The 17,511-nt window shown below is 61.0% G+C and carries 18 protein-coding genes and 1 pseudogene; 9 read left to right on the plus strand and 10 right to left on the minus strand.

All coding sequences use genetic code 11. The annotated features are described in order from the left end of the window. Position 1 precedes the first annotated feature (1 nt). Positions 2-856: a MurR/RpiR family transcriptional regulator gene (locus V8J63_RS26490; RefSeq protein ID WP_125926015.1), complete on the minus strand. Its 855-nt coding sequence runs from the start codon at positions 854-856 to the stop codon at positions 2-4. A gap of 276 nt (positions 857-1,132) precedes the next feature. On the opposite strand from V8J63_RS26490, the gene V8J63_RS26495 reads away from it, so the two are divergent. After that, on the plus strand, positions 1,133-1,744 hold the full coding sequence (locus V8J63_RS26495; RefSeq protein ID WP_232245636.1) for a histidine phosphatase family protein: 612 nt from the start codon (positions 1,133-1,135) through the stop codon (positions 1,742-1,744). Beyond that, on the plus strand, positions 1,744-2,499 hold the full coding sequence (gene cobF / locus V8J63_RS26500) for a precorrin-6A synthase (deacetylating) (protein ID WP_197892806.1): 756 nt from the start codon (positions 1,744-1,746) through the stop codon (positions 2,497-2,499). The genes V8J63_RS26495 and cobF overlap by 1 nt, the downstream gene beginning before the upstream one ends. A gap of 218 nt (positions 2,500-2,717) precedes the next feature. Here the strand turns inward: cobF and V8J63_RS26505 are convergent, their stop codons facing one another. From V8J63_RS26505 to V8J63_RS26515, 3 genes are read right to left on the minus strand one after another with little or no spacing between them, the layout of a single operon-like run. Beyond that, positions 2,718-3,899, minus strand: a complete 1,182-nt coding sequence (locus tag V8J63_RS26505; protein ID WP_130889022.1) for an acetyl-CoA C-acetyltransferase — start codon at positions 3,897-3,899, stop codon at positions 2,718-2,720. An 11-nt stretch (positions 3,900-3,910) separates the two neighbouring features. Next, positions 3,911-4,576, minus strand: a complete 666-nt coding sequence (locus V8J63_RS26510) for a CoA transferase subunit B (protein WP_016774134.1) — start codon at positions 4,574-4,576, stop codon at positions 3,911-3,913. A 24-nt stretch (positions 4,577-4,600) separates the two neighbouring features. Continuing rightward, entirely contained in the window at positions 4,601-5,299 is a 699-nt protein-coding gene (locus V8J63_RS26515; protein WP_016774135.1) for a CoA transferase subunit A, read from the minus strand. 296 nt (positions 5,300-5,595) lie between these two features. Here V8J63_RS26515 and V8J63_RS26520 point away from each other — a divergent pair, with 296 nt between their 5' ends. Next, on the plus strand, positions 5,596-6,531 hold the full coding sequence (locus V8J63_RS26520) for a LysR family transcriptional regulator (protein ID WP_125915926.1): 936 nt from the start codon (positions 5,596-5,598) through the stop codon (positions 6,529-6,531). Positions 6,532-6,575: 44 nt separating this feature from the next. On the opposite strand, the gene V8J63_RS26525 is transcribed toward V8J63_RS26520, so the two are convergent. Both V8J63_RS26525 and V8J63_RS26530 read right to left on the minus strand, forming a co-directional pair. Beyond that, a complete protein-coding gene (locus V8J63_RS26525) occupies positions 6,576-7,193 on the minus strand; it encodes a DNA-3-methyladenine glycosylase family protein (protein ID WP_336464889.1) in 618 nt (205 codons plus the stop codon). A gap of 58 nt (positions 7,194-7,251) precedes the next feature. Beyond that, positions 7,252-8,334, minus strand: a complete 1,083-nt coding sequence (locus tag V8J63_RS26530) for a bifunctional transcriptional activator/DNA repair enzyme AdaA (RefSeq protein ID WP_073475332.1) — start codon at positions 8,332-8,334, stop codon at positions 7,252-7,254. A gap of 109 nt (positions 8,335-8,443) precedes the next feature. Here V8J63_RS26530 and V8J63_RS26535 point away from each other — a divergent pair, with 109 nt between their 5' ends. Further along, positions 8,444-8,875, plus strand: a complete 432-nt coding sequence (locus V8J63_RS26535) for a VOC family protein (RefSeq protein ID WP_122880107.1) — start codon at positions 8,444-8,446, stop codon at positions 8,873-8,875. Here the strand turns inward: V8J63_RS26535 and V8J63_RS26540 are convergent. Continuing rightward, on the minus strand, positions 8,857-9,975 hold the full coding sequence (locus V8J63_RS26540; RefSeq protein ID WP_336464890.1) for a carboxylate-amine ligase: 1,119 nt from the start codon (positions 9,973-9,975) through the stop codon (positions 8,857-8,859). The two genes, V8J63_RS26535 and V8J63_RS26540, sit on opposite strands and share 19 nt — an antisense overlap. 161 nt (positions 9,976-10,136) lie before the next feature. On the opposite strand from V8J63_RS26540, the gene V8J63_RS26545 reads away from it, so the two are divergent. From V8J63_RS26545 to V8J63_RS26560, 4 genes are all read left to right on the plus strand, one after another. Further along, positions 10,137-10,412 carry a hypothetical protein gene (locus tag V8J63_RS26545; RefSeq protein ID WP_197892865.1) on the plus strand — a complete coding sequence of 92 codons (276 nt, stop codon included), beginning with the start codon at positions 10,137-10,139 and terminating at the stop codon, positions 10,410-10,412. Positions 10,413-10,606: 194 nt separating this feature from the next. Continuing rightward, positions 10,607-11,212, plus strand: a complete 606-nt coding sequence (locus tag V8J63_RS26550; protein ID WP_016774141.1) for a biliverdin-producing heme oxygenase — start codon at positions 10,607-10,609, stop codon at positions 11,210-11,212. After that, positions 11,209-13,446 (plus strand): ATP-binding protein, encoded by a 2,238-nt coding sequence (locus V8J63_RS26555; protein WP_336464891.1) that lies wholly within the window; start codon positions 11,209-11,211, stop codon positions 13,444-13,446. Before V8J63_RS26550 ends, V8J63_RS26555 begins: the two co-directional genes overlap by 4 nt. Before the next feature lie 221 nt (positions 13,447-13,667). Next, positions 13,668-14,255: a LysE family translocator gene (locus V8J63_RS26560; RefSeq protein WP_217879743.1), complete on the plus strand. Its 588-nt coding sequence runs from the start codon at positions 13,668-13,670 to the stop codon at positions 14,253-14,255. A gap of 142 nt (positions 14,256-14,397) precedes the next feature. Here V8J63_RS26560 and V8J63_RS26565 read toward each other — a convergent pair whose 3' ends face one another. Both V8J63_RS26565 and V8J63_RS26570 read right to left on the minus strand, forming a co-directional pair. After that, positions 14,398-15,231 carry an AraC family transcriptional regulator gene (locus V8J63_RS26565; protein ID WP_336464892.1) on the minus strand — a complete coding sequence of 278 codons (834 nt, stop codon included), beginning with the start codon at positions 15,229-15,231 and terminating at the stop codon, positions 14,398-14,400. A gap of 34 nt (positions 15,232-15,265) precedes the next feature. Continuing rightward, a pseudogene (locus V8J63_RS26570) lies at positions 15,266-15,343 on the minus strand (VOC family protein); the annotation flags it as partial. Between the two features lie 55 nt (positions 15,344-15,398). Between V8J63_RS26570 and V8J63_RS26575 the strand changes: the two are divergent. After that, entirely contained in the window at positions 15,399-15,791 is a 393-nt protein-coding gene (locus tag V8J63_RS26575) for a GFA family protein (protein ID WP_336464893.1), read from the plus strand. Between the two features lie 723 nt (positions 15,792-16,514). On the opposite strand, the gene V8J63_RS26580 is transcribed toward V8J63_RS26575, so the two are convergent. After that, positions 16,515-17,345 (minus strand): alpha/beta fold hydrolase, encoded by an 831-nt coding sequence (locus V8J63_RS26580; protein ID WP_336464894.1) that lies wholly within the window; start codon positions 17,343-17,345, stop codon positions 16,515-16,517. Positions 17,346-17,511 lie beyond the last annotated feature (166 nt).

Consider the following 17,511-nt stretch of genomic DNA (forward strand, 5'->3'; position numbering starts at 1 on the left):
CTTATTTGTCCTCCAGCAGGTGAGTCGCAAAGTCGTTGCGCAGGGCATCGATGCCTTCCAGGCGATCGGCCGGGTCCGGCACGCGCAAGGTCAGGCAGGCGATCAACGCCTCGACCTGCGCCAGCGCCGGCACCATGGTGTCGAACGGCGACGCCGATTCCACCGGTGCGCTGATGATCAGGTCGGCCAATTCGCGCAGCGGCGAGGCGTAGACATCGGTGAACAACACCACTCGCGCGTTGTTGTTCTTCGCCGCCTGCGCAACGCGCAAAGCTTGGGTCTGGTAGCGCCGGTAGTCGAACACCAGCACCACGTCTTGACGTTGCAAATCGTACAAACGGTCGGGCAGCAGGGCGTTGTCTTCCAGGGCGAAGCAGCCAGGACGCAGCAGACGCAGGTGGTTGAGCAGGTAATTGGCCAGCAGAATGCTGAAGCGGCCACCGAAACAGTAGACCTGATGGCGGCTGTCGAGCAGCCATTCCACGAGGATGCGCACGTCCTCAGGCTGGGTCAGGGCTTGAGTGTCGACCAGTAAACGCTGGCTGTCCGCCAGGTAATGCGCCCAGGCATCGTCCTTGTTCTGCTGCGAGCGCGGCTGCAACAAGGTGCGCGGTGAACGCAGGCGATGGTCCATGTCGCTGAGCAGGGCTTCCTGAAATTCGGCATAACCGCTGAAACCGAGTTTTTTCACCAGACGCACGATGGTCGGATCGCTGACGCCGGCATGTTCGGCCAGCCGCGCCATGGGCCCGAGACCGTTGCGCGGATACTGATCGAGCAGGGCGCGGACAACTTTGCGCTCTGACGGCGTCAGGTCCAGGCCGGGGTCGGTGATCAGGTCTCTGAGAGGGGGCATCCGGGCTCCTGCTGGATGGGGTGTCGAATTCGTTTCACAATCCGTTAAAAGAGTATTTATGTAATGTGTGCTACATGTCTAGCGAATTTTTGTACAGGTTTTTCGAGCACCAAAAGTGTGCAAGGTGCCCGTGTAATAAGGGCTACGTCGAAGTAACGCGCTGTTGTAGTCCTTTGCCAATTGTTGTGTCAGACATTGCCTATCCCAAGCTCAGCGACGGGCAGGTGACAGCCCTGAAGGCCAAGGTTTTACGGCACAATGCGACGCGTATCGGCTATGTGCCATTGTTTGTTTTATCTTTCGACCGAGAACCTGCTCGTGCCAAGTAGCCGTTTGACACTGATTTGCCATGCGCGAACCATCGCACAGAAACTGGCGCGTTTTCCTACGGACGAGCCTGTTGAAAATCTGGCTGTTCCGTCCGACGCGTTCAGGGCGCGATTGGCGGTAACACGGCGGCTGGTGTGTGCCCCGGAGTTGAGAACTCAGCAAACGGCGGCATGGTTTGGCGTCGATGCGCAGATTGATCAAGCCCTGCGCGATTGCGATTGGGGACGCTGGCACGGCCAATCGATCAAGGATCTGCAAGCCAACGAAAACCAGGCTTTGCAAGCCTGGCTGGCCGATCCTGAAGCCGCACCCCATGGCGGCGAATCGGTCAGGCAACTGACGCAGCGGGTGGCAAAGTGGCTGGACACAATCGCTGCAACGCCTGGGCATGTCGTGGCGGTGACTCATCCGTTCGTCATGCGCGCGGCGCTGATGCAGGTGCTGCAAGGCGCGGCGTTCAATGCAATCGACATCGAGCCTCTGGCGATGATCGACTTGCGCTTCAATGGCATCTGGCGACTACGCTTGCCGGGCATGGCCCTTGACGAGGAGTTCTGATGAAACAGCTGCTGGTCATCGGCATTGGCGCCGGCAATCCGGACTACATCACCATGCAGGCGGTGAAAGCGCTGAATCGGGTCGATGTGTTCTTTCTGCTGGATAAAGGCCAGAGCAAGCAGACGCTGATCGATCTGCGCCGGGAGATCTGCGAGCGCTACATCACCGACCACGCTTATCGCTTTGTCGAAGCCAGCAGCCCGGAGCGCGAGCGCGGCGATGTCGACTACACGGCGAGCGTCGATGCACTGAATCGCGCCAAGCAGCAAACCTTCGAGCGGTTGATCAATGAAGAATTGTCCGACGGCCAGTGCGGCGGGTTTCTGATATGGGGCGATCCGGCGTTATACGACAGCACATTGCGGATTCTTCAGGCGCTTCAGGCATCAGGCCGCTGTCAGTTTGAATACGAAGTGATACCGGGGATCACCAGCGTTCAGGCCCTGGCTGCGCAGCACAAAATACCCTTGAACTCGATTGGTCGCTCGGTAGAAATCACCACCGGCCGGCGATTGGCGGCGGGGCAGGTGAGTGAAGCGGACAGTCTGGTGGTGATGCTCGATGCCGAGGATTCCTACCAGCGGGTGGCGGATCGGCAGACCGAGATTTTCTGGGGCGCTTACCTGGGCACACCGGACGAGATACTGCTCAGCGGCCGGCTGGCGGATGTCGCCGATGAGATCGAACGGGTGCGCAAAGCGGCGCGGGCGGAGCATGGGTGGATCATGGATACCTATTTGCTGCGCAAGCCTTGAAAGGTTGGCCCCTGAACAAGCGCTTTCGCGAGCAGGCTCGCTCCCACATTCTGGAATGCATTTCCCTGTGGGAGCGAGCCTGCTCGCGAAGCGGCCAGAACACTCACCTTGATTTTCGACAGGCAAAAAGAAACCCGATGCAACGCAAATCGCACCGGGTTTTTTGTTGCCAGCCAACAGCGGATGTCGTGGATCCGCCGTCAACCTTGAACTCCGTATCAGCCGCGTTCCAGCGCTAAAGCCACGCCCTGACCGCCGCCGATGCACAAGGTCGCCAGACCTTTTTTCGCATCGCGCTTGAGCATTTCGTGCAGCAATGTCACCAGCACGCGGCAACCTGATGCGCCGATCGGGTGGCCGAGGGCGATGGCGCCGCCGTTGACGTTGACCTTGTCCAGATCCCATTGCAGGTCCTTGGCCACGGCCAGCGATTGCGCAGCGAACGCTTCGTTGGCTTCGATCAGGTCGAGCTGGTCGATGTTCCAGCCGGCCTTGTCCAGGCAGCGGCGGGTCGCCGATACCGGGCCGATGCCCATGATCGCCGGGTCGACGCCAGCGTTGGCGTAGGCGGCAATCCTGGCCAGAACCGGCAGGCCCAGCGCTTTGGCTTTCTCGGCACTCATCAGAATCACGGCGGCGGCACCGTCGTTCAGCGACGAGGCGTTGCCAGCGGTGACGCTGCCGTCCTTTTTGAACGCCGGACGCAGTTTTGCCAGAGATTCTGCGCTGGTATCGCCGCGTGGCTGCTCGTCGACCTTGAACGCCACCGGATCGCCTTTGCGCTGCGGGATCAGGATCGGCGTGATTTCATCAACGAAGCGCCCGGCCTCGATCGCAGCGGCAGCTTTCTGCTGGGAAGCGGCAGCGAAGGCGTCCTGCTGTTCGCGGCTGATCTGGTATTTGTCGACCAGATTCTCGGCAGTGATGCCCATGTGGTAATCGTTGAACGCATCCCACAGGCCATCGCTGATCATGGTGTCGACGATTTGCGCGTGGCCCATGCGCAGACCGGTGCGCGCACCCGGCATGATGTAGTTGGACAGGCTCATGTTTTCCTGACCGCCGGCGATGATCACCTCGGCGTCGCCGCAACGGATCGCTTGCGCGCCCAGGTGCAGAGCCTTGAGGCCCGAACCGCAAACCTTGTTCAGGGTCATGGCCGGCACGGCATGGGGCAGGCCAGCCTTGATCGCGGCCTGACGTGCCGGGTTCTGCCCGGCGCCAGCGGTGAGCACCTGGCCCATGATCACTTCATCGACCTGCGCCCCGTCCAGACCGGTCTGCTCGAGCAACTGGCGGATCACCGCCGCGCCCAGGTCTACTGCGGATACATTGGCCAGGGAGCCCTGAAAACTGCCGATCGCGGTACGCGTGGCGGCAACAATGACGACGTCTTGCATTTTCGAATTCCTCACTGGGCAGCGAACTGCATTTCCGGTACGTGATCCGGGACGATCAGTTTACCAGCGGTTTTGGCGACGATTTCCTCGACGCTGACGCCAGGTGCGCGTTCCTTGAGGACAAAAGCGCCATTTTCGATTTCCAGATAGGCGAGGTCGGTCAGCACGCGCTTGATGCAGCCGGCACCGGTCAGCGGCAGGCTGCATTTGGCCAGCAGCTTGGACTCACCGTCCTTCGAGGCGTGGGTCATGATGACAATGATGTTGTCGGCGCCGGCCACCAGATCCATCGCGCCGCCCATGCCCTTGACCAGTTTGCCGGGGATCATCCACGAAGCGATGTTGCCTTCAACATCCACTTCAAAGGCGCCAAGCACGGTCAGGTCGACGTGGCCGCCACGGATCATCGCGAAGGATTCGGCGGAATTGAAGATCGACGCGCCGATCCGTGCCGTCACCGTTTGTTTACCGGCGTTGATCATGTCGGCATCGATGGTTTCTTCGGTCGGGAACGGGCCCATGCCGAGCAGGCCGTTTTCCGACTGCAGCATGACTTCCATGCCTTCGGGGATGTAGTTGGCAACCAGGGTCGGAATGCCGATGCCGAGGTTGACGTAGTAGCCGTCCTGCATTTCGCGGGCGACGCGCTGAGCCATTTGTTCGCGGGTAAGTGCCATGTTGTTGTTCTCCGTAGGCCTGAATTATTTGCGGATGGTGCGCTGTTCGATGCGTTTTTCGAACGTGCCGCAAATGACCCGGTCGACGTAGATGCCCGGGGTGTGGATCTGCGTCGGGTCGAGTTCGCCGGGCTCGACGATTTCTTCGACTTCGACCACGGTGATCTTGCCGGCGGTCGCGGCCAGCGGGTTGAAATTCTGCGCGGTGTGTCGGTAAACGACATTACCGAAATGGTCGGCCTTCCAGCCTTTGACGATGGCGAAGTCGCCGGTGATGGACTCTTCCATCAGGTACTTGCGACCCTTGAATTCCCGCACTTCCTTGCCTTCGGCAACTGGAGTGCCGACGCCAGTGGCGGTGAAGAACGCCGGAATGCCAGCGCCGCCCGCGCGCATTTTTTCGGCGAGGGTGCCTTGCGGGGTAAGGATGACTTCGATCTCGCCCTTGAGCAGTTGCTCTTCGAACAGCTTGTTTTCGCCGACGTAGGAAGCGATGACTTTGCTGATCTGGCGGTCGGTGAGCAGCACGCCAAGGCCGAAACCATCGACGCCGCAGTTGTTGGATACCACGGTGAGGTCACGGGTGCCCTTGCGCTTGATCTCGGCGATCAGGTTTTCCGGAATGCCGCACAGACCAAAGCCGCCGGCGATAACGGTCATGCCGTCTTCCAGCCCGGCCATCGCTTCCTCGTAGGAATACACACGCTTGTCGAAACCTGCCATAGGCACCTCTTTTATTATTTGCGGGCGGCTGGCTAGCCGAATGACTGAAGTGTCTCTCTGCGGAATATATTTGTTAAGTTGATTTTTACGGTTGATTGATTGATAAAGCTCACTAATACGCGTTCGGCGATGATCGTTCCCACGCTCCGCGTGGGAATGCCTCCTGGGACGCTCCGCGTCCAGTGACGCGGAGCGTCACGGGCTGCATTCCCACGCAGGAGCGTGGGAACGATCAGGGCCATCGCATCACGGCTTGCAGCTTGACGCTTGCAGCTTGCAACTGGAGCAAAGCGACCATGACCATCAAACAGATCCGTGCCTTTCTCGCCGTGGCCCATAGCCTGAGCTTCGCCGTGGCCTGCGAGCGTCTGCACCTGTCGCAGTCAGCGCTGAGCCTGACCATCAAAGCCCTGGAAGAGGGGCTGGGAGGGCGCTTGTTCAGCCGCAACACGCGTAATGTCGCGCTGACCCCGGAAGGCGAGTCCCTGCTGCCGCTGGCGCGCCGCTTGATCGCCGACTGGGACAATGCCGAAGACGAGATGCGCCAGCGTTTCAGCCTGCAACGCGGACGCGTGACGCTGGCGGCGATGCCGTCATTTGCCGGCAATCTGCTGCCGCCGATTCTCAAGAGCTTCCGCGCGCGTTATCCGAACGTCAACGTCACGGTCAACGACGTGATCAACGAGCAAGTGCTGGAAATGGTCCGCGATCGTCAGGTTGAACTCGGTGTGGCGTTCGCGCCGATGCAGAGCACATCGATGACGTTCACGCCGCTGTATGTCGATCGCTTTGTCGCCGTGGTGCCGGCCGATTCAGCGCTGGCCGGTCGCGCCGATATCGATTGGCATACCTTGCTGGAGCAACCGTTCATCACCCTGCAGCGGCCATCGACCGTGCGGGTCATGCTGGAAGAGCATTTGCAGGCGCGCGGAATGAAGTTGCCGGTGGAGTTCGAGAGCCATCAATTGGCGACCGTCGGGCGAATGGTTGCCAGCGGGCTTGGGGTCAGCGCGGTGCCGGCATTGTGCGCGGGGCAGATGCGCGAGCTCGGTGCGCATTGCCTGACCTTGAATGATTCTGTCGAACGGGCGATTGGCGTGTTGACCGAGCCGGGCAATGAGCTGTCGGCGGCGGCGCAGGCGTTGTTCGAGATTCTCAAGGCTGAAGATTTGCAGCGCCAGTTCGATTTCCCCCTCACTCCAGAAGCGCGGAAACAGAGCGCCGAACGCTGATTCAGTGTGCGAGCGAGCCTGCTCGCGAAGAACGATAACGCGGTCTAAGCCTTGGCCACGCGCCACAGATACCAGGCTGCAACCGTCCGATAAGGCTTCCACGCCTGGCCAATCTCGATCATCTGTTTGCGCGTCGGCTGCACCTCCAGTCCCTTCAAGCGCCGATATCCCTCACGCACGCCAAAATCATCCGCCGGCAGGACGTCCATGCGTTCGAGGCTGTAGATCAACAGCATCTCCACGGTCCAGCGGCCGACACCGCGCAAACTGGTCAGGCGTTCGATCAGGGTTTCATCGTCCATCGCCCGTGCAGTCGGGTAATCGGGCACCACGCCGTCCAGCGTCGCCTGGGCAATCCCTTGAATCGTCGCGATCTTGCTCGCTGAAAAGCCACAAGCACGCAGTCGCTCGACCTTGGTAGCCAGAATCTGCTGCGGACGCGGAAACGACTGGCCGGGGAACAACCCCATCAAACGCCCAAGGATCGCATCGCCGGCCTTGGCGTGCAGTTGCTGATAGGCAATCGCCCGGACCAGCGATTCATAGGGATCGCGCGCTGGATGTGGTTGATGCAGGCACGGGCCGACGGCGCTGATATGGCGCTGCCAGTCAGTGTCTATCGCGGCCAGAAAAGCGCTGGCCATCTCATACATGTCAGCCATGTTGCGGTGATTCGGACATACCCATCGAAATCCCTGTTTGCGTGTTGGATTGCATGGCTCAAAAAGCCAATTGTTGAGTCATTTGCAGTGCGGCGTTTTCCAGCCTGAGCAGGAACGCCTTGCGCGGTTGTCCGCCACCATAACCGGTCAGCGAGCCGTCTGCGCCGATCACTCGGTGGCACGGGACCACGATCGACAGGCGATTGTGCCCGTTGGCCAGGCCGACCGCACGGCTGGCGCCGGGTTTGCCCAGGCCTGCCGCGATGGCGCCGTACGTGCTGGTGTGGCCATAGGGAATTTGCAGCAGCGCCGCCCACACCTCGCGTGCAAAAGCGCTGCCGGGCAGGTGCAGCGGCACGCTGAACTGAGTCAGTTTGCCGGCAAAGTAATCCGCCAGTTGCACCTCGATCTGCTGCAAGTGGGCGTTATGCCCCGGTGCAATCGCGTAGCCGTAACGGTTTTGCAGCGCTTCAACTTCACGGGTGAGCGCCGGGCGATCGAGAAATTCCAACAACACCAGCCCACGGCGCTCGGCCATGGCGATCATCGGCCCCAGCGGCGTGGTCAGGCGGGTGAACAGCAACGGTTCACTATTGGCCGCGCGGCCCGGGGTGATATGGAAGGACTTCTGAAACGCGTCGCGAAAACCACTGAGCGATTCATAGCCGGAGTCGAACGCGGCGTGATCGATCGAAGTGCCTTGCCTGATTCCGCCCAGAGCCATGCCGAGGCGCCGTGTGCGCAGCCAGGCGTGGAAAGTCATACCGAAATGCTGCTTGAACCAGCGTCGCAGTTTCAGCGGTTCGATGCCCTCGGCGAGCAGTTGCGCATCGCTCCAGCGCCGTTCGGGATCGGCGTCCACCGCATTGAGCAGGCGCTGCACCCAGTCCGGGGCGATGGCCGCTGCGTCCAGCGGTTTGCAGCGCAGGCAGGCGCGGTAACCGGCGCACAGGCACTCGTCGGCGTGGGCGAAGAATTCGACGTTCTCCGGTTTCGGCTTGCGCGCCGTGCAACTGGGACGGCAAAAGATCCCGGTGGTTTTCACGGCGGTGAAGAACACGCCTTCATAGGCAGTGTCGCGCTCGAGCATGGCGCGAACCATTTCGGCGTGGGGCGGCAGGACAGCGGCTGGTATGTTCATGGCCAGAGAGTAAATCCGCTTTGTCGATGGCTCCACCGAAAAATCGACAGTGAATTTTTTCACCTGTGCAGCACAATGAGCGAGTCGCCGCTTTCGAGGAAGCCAGCCCATGCATCCATTTTCCATTCAGCGCATCGATCATATCGTCCTGCGCGTCGCCGACCTGCAACGCAGCATCGATTTCTACGCCAGGGTGTTCGGCGCCGAGGTGGTCAGGCATAACCAGCCACTGGGGCTGGTGCACTTGCGCGCTGGCACGTCGATGATCGATCTGGTCGACTTGCACGGCGAACTCGGGCGCAAGGGCGGTGGCGCGGCGCAGGCGCAGCGACGCAATGTCGACCACTTCTGCCTGCGCATCGAACCGTTCGATGAAGCCGCGCTCATCGCTCACCTGCAATCGTTCGGGCTGACCGTTGAACAAGCCGCCAGGCGTTTTGGCGCCGAGGGTTACGGCTTGTCGCTGTACTGTTTCGACCCGGACGGCAATCAGGTCGAACTCAAAGGCCCGTCCGAGAGCGATCAGCCAGCGGTTTCCTGAAGCAGCAGCTCGGCCACTTGCCCGAGGGCCGAACGGCCGTTTTGCGCTTGTTCAGAAGCCTGATTGAACAGCGCCAGTTGCCGATCGGCGCTGGTGCCGCTGTCTATGATCGCCCGGGCACGCTCGAACAACTGCGCCGCGCCCAATACCTGTGCCGTTTCGGCAAAACGCTGCTCGGCCAGCTCCAGCCACTGCGCGAGCGAACAGTCGCCGTCGATGCCTTCGACCAAAAAGCGCGCATGAATCCCCTGATGTTTGGCCCGCCAGCGATTTTCCTCCAGCATCGAACGCGCGGTCTGGTCGTACAACAAACCGGGCCGCCGCTGCGCACTGGCATGAGCCACCAATACGCGGAAAAACGCCGCAAGGGTCAGCGCATCATCGACCCGAGGGCAAGCGTCGGTCATGCGCAGTTCCAGGGTCGGAAAACGCGCCGCCGGGCGCATGCCCCACCAGCACTCGCCGGGCTGGCTGATCGCGCCGATGCGCGTGAGAAACGCCAAGTGCTCGTCGTAATGGCGCTGATCGGCGAACAGCGGCGGGATACCCATGCGTGGCCACTCGTCACACGCGGTCTGCCGATAGCTCATGAAACCGCTGGCGGCGCCGTCCCAGATCGGCGACGAACAACTCAGCGCCAACAGCAGCGGCGTCCAGGGCAGCACTTCGTTCATCACGGCGATGCGATCCAGCGGCTCTGCCACCTCGACGTGCACATGCAGGCCCGACAGCACGCTGCGGCGGGCGACATGGCCGTAGCGCTCGAACAGATACCGGAAATGTTCCTCGTCGGTCGGAACCTGCTCGCGCCAGTCGGCCAGCGGATGACTGCCGGCGCTGAGCATGCCCAGAGCAAATGGCTCCAGGGCCGTGCGCAAGGCCTGACGGCTGCCTCGCAGAAAATCACTGGCGTGCTCGAAATCGCTGAATACCGGCGAAGCCACTTCGATCTGGCCCTGAAACATCTCTGTGGCAAACGACATACCCAGCGCCGCCCGGCAAGCCTCGATGGCCTGTGGCGGCGGACTGCCGATCATGCGCAGGCTCTGCAGGTCAGTGAGAAAGTACTCTTCCTCAATGCCGAATCGCGGTTGGCTCATGACAGTGCTCGAGCAAGTGTTTCTCTTGAGAGCCGTGCGCCGTTGCGGTGGTTCACGCCAGGCGACCAGTGCCCCGCGAATGCACCGTTGGTCTTGTCCATTGCACTTGAGCGGCCAAGGCGTTGCCAAACAAGTCCGATCAACGTGTTCTGGAGGCACACATGAGCAACCCATCCAGCAACGACAAAGCGCTTAACCAAACCGTCAATCCCAACGACGACGGCTTCGCCATCGGCACGGCCGGGCGCGATGAAGACCCCAACGCCACCACCGACTGGGACGTTAGTCGCGATAACGAGGATGTCATGACGCCGGACGATACTCGCGGTCTGCCCGGTTATCCCGGGGCCGAAAAAAACAATCCTTCGAAACCCGTTGCCGACAGCAGCGTGCCGGCCAACGGCGACCCATCGGTGCAGAACGACGGCTCTGATTGAGGTGGTCAGCAGTGGCAGGATAATGGCGTCGGTCGAACTTTTCTGATCCGGCGCCACTCTGAACCTGTCATAGGGTCGCAGTTCGACAGAAAAAACGCTTCGGCAGGCAGAAAAAGCTGCGTGGCGTGATAAATTCCCCCCACGTCGAGCCCACCCAGAATGGCCCCTGCCGGGTCCCACCAAGAGCGATCTACATGCAAGCAAAGGCCCGTGAGGTTTATGTGCCACCGGTGCTGCAAGATCTGCGGGCCGGCACAGCCGAACTGCACATTGCACTGGAAAAACGCCTTCCTTTTTTCTCCGACACCCTCGATACCCCCGCTTTCGAGCGCTTGATGCAGGCCTATTACGGGTTCTATCAGCCGCTCGAACAGGCGTTGCTCGCCAGTGGCGCGGTCCCGGACGATTTCAATCTGCTGCCTCGTCTGAAGGCTGACACCCTGCGTGCGGACCTGCGCGCACTGGGGGCAACCGCTGATGATTTGCCGCTGTGTGAAGATCTGCCAGTCATTGACTCCAGCGCCGCCAGTCTCGGCGTTTTGTACGTGCTCGAAGGCGCGACTCTCGGCGGGCAGATCCTGCGTCGCGAGATCGCCGCGCGGCTGAATCTGGACGCCGACAATGGCGCTGCCTTCCTCGATGTCTACGGCGCGGCCACCGGGCGGCGCTGGCGCGAGTTCATCGAATACCTGAGCAACCGGCCCATGGCGGCCAGCGAACGCGCGGCCGTGGTCAGCGCAGCACAAATCACATTCAGCTGTTTCGAGCAGTGGCTCGAGCGCCAGGAGGTACTGGCATGAACCCGCAAGACCCACAAGCCTTTGAAGAACTGCTGGCCAACTGTGCCGACGAGCCGATCCGCTTTCCCGGCGCGATCCAGCCCCATGGTCTGCTGCTGACCCTGACCGAGCCTGCGCTGCAGATCATCCAGGTCAGCGCCAACGTCGAAACCCTGCTGGCCCGCGCGCCCGAATCCTTGATCGGCCAGCCGCTGCACAGCCTGATCGGCGCCGAACACACCGCGCAAGTGCTGCAAGCCTTGCAACAGGCGACGTTCTCCGAGGCGGCGCCCCTGCGTTTCGAGCTTGACGGCACTGAATTCGAAGGTTTGCTGCACCGCCATCAGGGCGTGCTGATTCTCGAACTGGAAATTCACGTGAAGAATTTCCAGCCGCGCAACGTCGCCGGGGTCAATACCCACCTGGGCCGCATGCTCCAGCGCCTGCAAGCGGCGACCACGCTGCAGGCCCTGTACGACATCAGCGTCAAGGAAATCCAGGCGATGACCGGTTACGACCGGGTGCTGATCTATCGCTTCGAGGAGGAGGGCCACGGTCAGGTCATCGCCGAAGCGTCCGATCCATCGATGGAAGTGTTCAACGGCCTGTTCTTCCCGGCTTCGGACATTCCCGAGCAGGCGCGCGAGCTGTACCGCACCAATTGGCTGCGGATCATCCCCAACGCCGATTATCAGCCGGTGCCGCTGGTGCCGAAGCTGCGCCCGGACACGCAGACGCCGCTGGACCTCAGTTTCGCCACGCTGCGCAGCGTCTCGCCGATTCACTGCCAGTACATGAAGAACATGGGCGTGCTGTCGTCGATGAGCATTTCCCTGCTCAAGGGCGACAAGCTCTGGGGCCTGATCAGCTGCGGCAACCGCCAGCCGTTGCACGTGCCGCATGAATTGCGCATGGCTTGCCAGACCATCGGCCAGGTCCTTTCATTGCAGATCAGTGCCATGGAAACCCTTGAACTGACCCGCCAGCGTGAAGAGAAGGTCGAAGCGCTGGCGCGGCTCAATCAGGCGATGGTCGATTCGCCGCAAAATGTTTTCGACGGCCTCGCCCAGCAGCCAGCGACGCTGATGGCGCTGGTCAATGCCGGCGGCATCGCGATCATCGAAGACAAGCAGTTGCACCGTTACGGCAACTGCCCGGCGCCGGAAGAAATTCGCGCGCTGCACAAGTGGTTGCAGGCGCGCGGCGAGCCGGTGTTCGCCAGCCATCACCTGTCCAGCGTTTACCCACCTGCGGCGCAGTATCAGTCTGTGGCCAGCGGTGTGCTCGCCATGAGCCTGCCCAAACCGGTGGACAACGGTGTGCTGTGGTTCCGTCCGGAAGTGAAGGAAAACATCAACTGGAGCGGTGACCCGCGCAAGCCGCTGGATCTGGAAACCTCCGACGCCGGGATGCGCCTGCGTCCGCGTACTTCGTTCGAGATCTGGAAGGTCGAGATGGCCGGGATTTCCACCAAGTGGAGCCACGGTGATCGGTTCGCCGCCAATGACCTGCGCCGTTCGGCGCTGGAAAACGATCTGGCCCGTCAGGTACGTCGTGAACAGGAGGCGGTGCAGGCGCGCGATGATCTGGTGGCGGTGGTTTCGCACGACCTGCGCAACCCGATGACGGTGATTTCGATGCTCTGCGGCATGATGCAGAAAGCCTTCAGCTCGGAAGGCGCGCACACCTCACGGCGCATTTCCACGGCGATCGACACCATGCAGCAGGCCACGGCGCGGATGAACACGTTGCTGGAAGACCTGCTCGATACCTCGAAAATCGACGCCGGGCGTTACTCGATCACCCCGCAGGCGCTGGAGGTCGGGCACATCTTTGAAGAGGCCCAAGCGTTGCTGTCGCCGCTGGCCCATGACAAGGACATCAGCATTTCCTTCCAGGCCGATCCTGACCTGCGCATCCACGCCGACCCCGAGCGGCTGTTTCAGGTGCTGTCGAACCTGGTGGGCAACGCCATCAAGTTCACCCCGCGCATGGGCACCGTCGGCGTACACGCGAAATCGGTGGGCGACGAGATCGTGTTTATCGTGCGTGACAGTGGCGAAGGCATTCCCAAGGAGCACTTGCCGCATGTGTTTGATCGTTACTGGACGATGAAGGAAGGCAACCCGACCGGAACGGGCCTGGGTTTGTACATCACCCAAGGCATCGTCGAAGCCCATGGCGGCCAGATCGTCGCCGAGAGCGAGCCGGGGCAGGGCAGCGAATTCCGCTTCACCGTGCCGCGCCTGGCCTGAGTGCCCCCTGTAGGTTTCGATCGTTCCCACGCTCTGCGTGGGAACGCCTCTACGGACGCTCTGCGTTCGGCTCTGAATGGGACGCAGAGCGTCCCGGGCTGCATTCCCACGCAGAGCGTGGGAACGATCAGATTTGCAGCCTCAGGGTCATTTTCTTCAATACCGCAAATCCCCCGCTCGCTACCGTAGCCACCTCGTTCCTCGTTTGAAGCAGGTGTGCAATGAGTCTGATTCTTTCCATGGCGGCGTTTGCCCTCGCCGCATCCATCACCCCCGGGCCGGTCAATATAGTCGCCTTGAGTTCAGGCGCGCAGTACGGTTTCCGTGCCAGCCAGCGGCATGTCGCCGGGGCGACGCTGGGGTTTGTGCTGTTGCTGGTGCTGATGGGCCTGGGCCTGCATGAGGTGTTGCAACTGTGGCCATTCATGACCCGCGTGGTGCAATGGGCCGGGGTGGCGTTTCTGTTGTTCATGGCCTGGAAACTGGCCAGTGATGACGGCCAACTGAACACCAGCGAGTCCGGCCGCGCGCCGTCGATGCTCTATGGCGCGGTGATGCAATGGCTCAACCCCAAGGCCTGGCTGGCATGCGTGGCCGGCATGGGCGCATTTGTCGCTGATGGCGAGGCGCTGCTGGTCTGGCAATTTGCGGCGGTGTATCTGGTGATCTGCTATCTGTCGGTGGGCTGCTGGGCGTATGCCGGGACGTTCTTGCGCGGGTATCTGAGCAATGCGGCGGGGATGCGCTGGTTCAATCGGTTGATGGCGTTGTTGCTGGCGGTGAGTGCGCTTTATTTGCTGTTCACTTGATTCACAGGCTCACCACAACCCCCTGTGGGAGCGAGCCTGCTCGCGAATGCGGTGGATCAGTCAGTGAAGTGTTGAATGACACACCGCTTTCGCGAGCAGGCTCGCTCCCACAAGGGTTCAGTGTTCAACTTCGTGTATGAAGTCAGCCGCGATACTGCCCCGGCGTCGCCGCCAGATGTTGTTTGAACGCTCGCTGAAAATGCGCCTGATCGGCAAACCCGGCCTGGAGCGCGACATCGGCAATCAACTGGCCGCTGCGCAAACGCTCGCGGGCGAACTGGATGCGCTGGTTGACCAGGAAGGCATGGGGCGTCATCCCGTAACGCTGCCTGAACGCACGAATCAGGTATGACGGCGATAGTTGCGCCGCCGCGCAAATTGCCTCGAGGCTCAGCACTTCGGTGCAATGTCCACGGATGAAATCAGCGGCGCGCTCCAGCTTGAAATTCGGCTCGGCAACGGGCTCGTCCGCCGGATTCAGGCGCCCCTGCAAATCACTGAAAAATTCAACCGCCGCGCTGTGTTTCGCCAGCGCCTCCAACTGGTCGTCGAGCAGAACCTCATACAACCCCATCAACTTGCCAAACAGTTCGGCGTCAGTCAGATGCGTGTCGCTAAACCGGCGGAATTCCAGCTCCCCGGCAAACCCCATTTGATGCTGCAAATCCGTCAGCCACGGCGTTTCGACATACAACATCACATACGACCAAGGCTGATCATCGATCGGATTGCAGGCATGCACATCGCCGGGATTCATCAGCACCACGGTGCCGGCCGCCACCTCAAATTGCGCCTGCTCATGCACATAGGTACTGCGCCCGGCGGTGATCGCGCCGATGGAAAAGTGCGCATGGGAATGCCGCGCATAACAGACTTCACGCCCATCCGCGATCGCCCGCGCTTCGATGAAGGGCAGGGCGTCGTCGCGCCAGAAGCGCGGGGCTTTCTCGGGGTTTTTCGCTGCGGCGTGTTTCATCGTGATCGTCCCGGCAGGTCAGCGTCTGAGTGTATTAGCTCTGGCCGGCGAATGCCCGTTGCAGTGTCGCCACATCAAGCTTTTTCATCTGAAACATCGCCTGCATTGCAGCGCCGACTGTTATAGGCTCTGGGGGCGTGACACCAGGAGCGCGATGGAGCGAAACCATGACTGCATTTACCGGCGGATGCCTGTGCGGCGATGTGCGTTTTCAAGCCTCTGGCGAGCCTTACCGGGTCGGGCTGTGCCATTGCCTGGACTGTCGCAAGATCCACGGTGCGCTGTTTCATGCCTCGGCGATTTTTCCTGAGGACGCGGTGACCATCAGCGGTGAAACCCATGAGTATCAAGGGCGGCACTTTTGCCCGCGCTGTGGTTCGTCGGTGTTCAATCGCAGTGGTGATGAGGTCGAGGTGAACCTCGGCGCGCTGGATGCGCCGGATCAGTTGAAGCCGACCTATGAGAGCTGGATTGTGCGGCGTGAATCGTGGCTGCCGGATTTTCCGCTGGCCAGGCATTACCGTGGTGATCGTGAAGGCAAAGGGCGGGAAGAGGGGTAGGGGATTGATTCAGCCTTCAGTACGCTTGCGATTTCTGTGGGAGCGAGCCTGCTCGCGAAGGCTTGTTGTCGAGCGATGATTTGTTCGGTTGACCGAGTACATATCCGTTGCTGCGGTAACGGCTGCTTAGGGTTCCGCCCTTACGGCGGGTCACCTTTTTCAAACGCCAAAAAGGTAACCCAAAAGGCTTGCTCCTACGTTCGGCCCTCGCAGGCTCGGGTTCCTTCGCTGCGGGATCGATCCGGGCGCAGCGGCTCCGGTTTGCTTCGCTGCACCTCCTTCCGCTGTGTCTGGCTGCGCCAGACGGTCGCTGCGCTCCCACGCCCGGATCAATCCCTCCGCTCAGCCTTCCGACGTCGCCGGTGGATCAAGATCAAAAAGCACTCGAGCTTGCGCTCATTGTTGAGTGGGGCGGCTTTGCCGCGGGCAGCTGCGCTGCTTTGTTTTTCTGTGGGAGTGAGCTTGCTCGCGATAGCTATCTCAGAGATACGAGTGTGCAGCGGATCTACCCTGATCCCTGTGGGAGCTGGCTTGCCAGCGATGGCGGCCTTCCAGCCGACCAGTCTCTGACGGGTATACTCAATTTCAACTGTGGGAGCGAGCCTGCTCGCGAAGGCGTTGGGTCAGTCAATACGTAAGTGGCTGAACGAACGCTTTCGCGAGCAGCTCGTTTTCACAACTTGTTTTGTGCTGTCCGCTGCTATGGGTACATCCTCAGTTCTGTTACTCGCGAATAAACGCCAACAAATCCGCATTGATGGTTTCAGCCTGCGTCGTCGGCATGCCATGCGGGAAGCCCGGATACGACTTCAGTGTGCCGTTGGGCAGCAGTTTCGCCGATAACGGTGCGGAGTTGGCGTAAGGCACGATCTGGTCATCCTCGCCGTGCATGACCAGCACCGGCACGGTGACTTTTTTAAGGTCTTCGGTGAAGTCGGTCTGCGAGAACGCGACGATGCCGTCGTAATGCGCCTTGGCGCCGCCGATCATGCCTTGGCGCCACCAGTTGGCGATGATCCCTTCCGCCGGCTCGGCGCCCGGGCGGTTGTAGCCGTAGAAAGGTCCGCTCGGCACATCGCGATAGAACTGCGCGCGATTCGCCGCCAACTGCGCCTGAAAGCCATCGAACACCGATTTCGGCAAACCGCCGGGGTTGCTTTCGGTCTGCACCATCAACGGTGGCACCGCGCTGATCAAGACGGCTTTGCTGACCTTGTCCTGACCATGCCGGGCGATGTAATGGATCACTTCGCCGCCGCCGGTGGAATGGCCGACGTGCACCACGTTGCTCGTACCCAGATGATTGACCACCGCCAGCACATCGTCGGCGTAGTGATCCATGTCGTGGCCATCCCAGACCTGGCTGGAGCGCCCGTGTCCACGTCGATCATGGGCAATCACCCGAAAGCCCTGTGCCAGGAAAAACAGCATCTGCGCGTCCCAGTCATCCGAACTGAGCGGCCAGCCGTGGTGGAAGTGGATCACCGACGCGTCGCGCGGGCCCCAGTCCTTGTAGAAGATATCGACGCCGTCTCGAGTGGTGACAAAGCCCATATTCGTTACTCCTGACCTGTGATGGACAACCGCGATGTACGCGGACCGTTTGCGCAGAGGTACGACGACTCAGTGCGAGCCGTTATCAACTGTAGATACTCTGTTCACGGTCAAGCTTTTTGGGTGTGTTTACCGCTAAAAAGCTTGGCTGTACTGAAGTCTTCGC

Source organism: Pseudomonas sp. CCNWLW23 (assembly GCF_037095675.1).
GTDB lineage: Bacteria > Pseudomonadota > Gammaproteobacteria > Pseudomonadales > Pseudomonadaceae > Aquipseudomonas > Aquipseudomonas atacamensis.

Bases quoted from the DNA above. Each gene is read 5' to 3' on its own strand.
- V8J63_RS26490 (WP_125926015.1), bottom strand. From the start codon at position 856: ATGCCCCCTCTCAGAGACCTGATCACCGACCCCGGCCTGGACCTGACG.
- V8J63_RS26495 (WP_232245636.1), top strand. From the start codon at position 1,133: ATGTGCCATTGTTTGTTTTATCTTTCGACCGAGAACCTGCTCGTGCCA.
- cobF (WP_197892806.1), top strand. From the start codon at position 1,744: ATGAAACAGCTGCTGGTCATCGGCATTGGCGCCGGCAATCCGGACTAC.
- V8J63_RS26505 (WP_130889022.1), bottom strand. From the start codon at position 3,899: ATGCAAGACGTCGTCATTGTTGCCGCCACGCGTACCGCGATCGGCAGT.
- V8J63_RS26510 (WP_016774134.1), bottom strand. From the start codon at position 4,576: ATGGCACTTACCCGCGAACAAATGGCTCAGCGCGTCGCCCGCGAAATG.
- V8J63_RS26515 (WP_016774135.1), bottom strand. From the start codon at position 5,299: ATGGCAGGTTTCGACAAGCGTGTGTATTCCTACGAGGAAGCGATGGCC.
- V8J63_RS26520 (WP_125915926.1), top strand. From the start codon at position 5,596: ATGACCATCAAACAGATCCGTGCCTTTCTCGCCGTGGCCCATAGCCTG.
- V8J63_RS26525 (WP_336464889.1), bottom strand. From the start codon at position 7,193: ATGGCTGACATGTATGAGATGGCCAGCGCTTTTCTGGCCGCGATAGAC.
- V8J63_RS26530 (WP_073475332.1), bottom strand. From the start codon at position 8,334: ATGAACATACCAGCCGCTGTCCTGCCGCCCCACGCCGAAATGGTTCGC.
- V8J63_RS26535 (WP_122880107.1), top strand. From the start codon at position 8,444: ATGCATCCATTTTCCATTCAGCGCATCGATCATATCGTCCTGCGCGTC.
- V8J63_RS26540 (WP_336464890.1), bottom strand. From the start codon at position 9,975: ATGAGCCAACCGCGATTCGGCATTGAGGAAGAGTACTTTCTCACTGAC.
- V8J63_RS26545 (WP_197892865.1), top strand. From the start codon at position 10,137: ATGAGCAACCCATCCAGCAACGACAAAGCGCTTAACCAAACCGTCAAT.
- V8J63_RS26550 (WP_016774141.1), top strand. From the start codon at position 10,607: ATGCAAGCAAAGGCCCGTGAGGTTTATGTGCCACCGGTGCTGCAAGAT.
- V8J63_RS26555 (WP_336464891.1), top strand. From the start codon at position 11,209: ATGAACCCGCAAGACCCACAAGCCTTTGAAGAACTGCTGGCCAACTGT.
- V8J63_RS26560 (WP_217879743.1), top strand. From the start codon at position 13,668: ATGAGTCTGATTCTTTCCATGGCGGCGTTTGCCCTCGCCGCATCCATC.
- V8J63_RS26565 (WP_336464892.1), bottom strand. From the start codon at position 15,231: ATGAAACACGCCGCAGCGAAAAACCCCGAGAAAGCCCCGCGCTTCTGG.
- V8J63_RS26575 (WP_336464893.1), top strand. From the start codon at position 15,399: ATGACTGCATTTACCGGCGGATGCCTGTGCGGCGATGTGCGTTTTCAA.
- V8J63_RS26580 (WP_336464894.1), bottom strand. From the start codon at position 17,345: ATGGGCTTTGTCACCACTCGAGACGGCGTCGATATCTTCTACAAGGAC.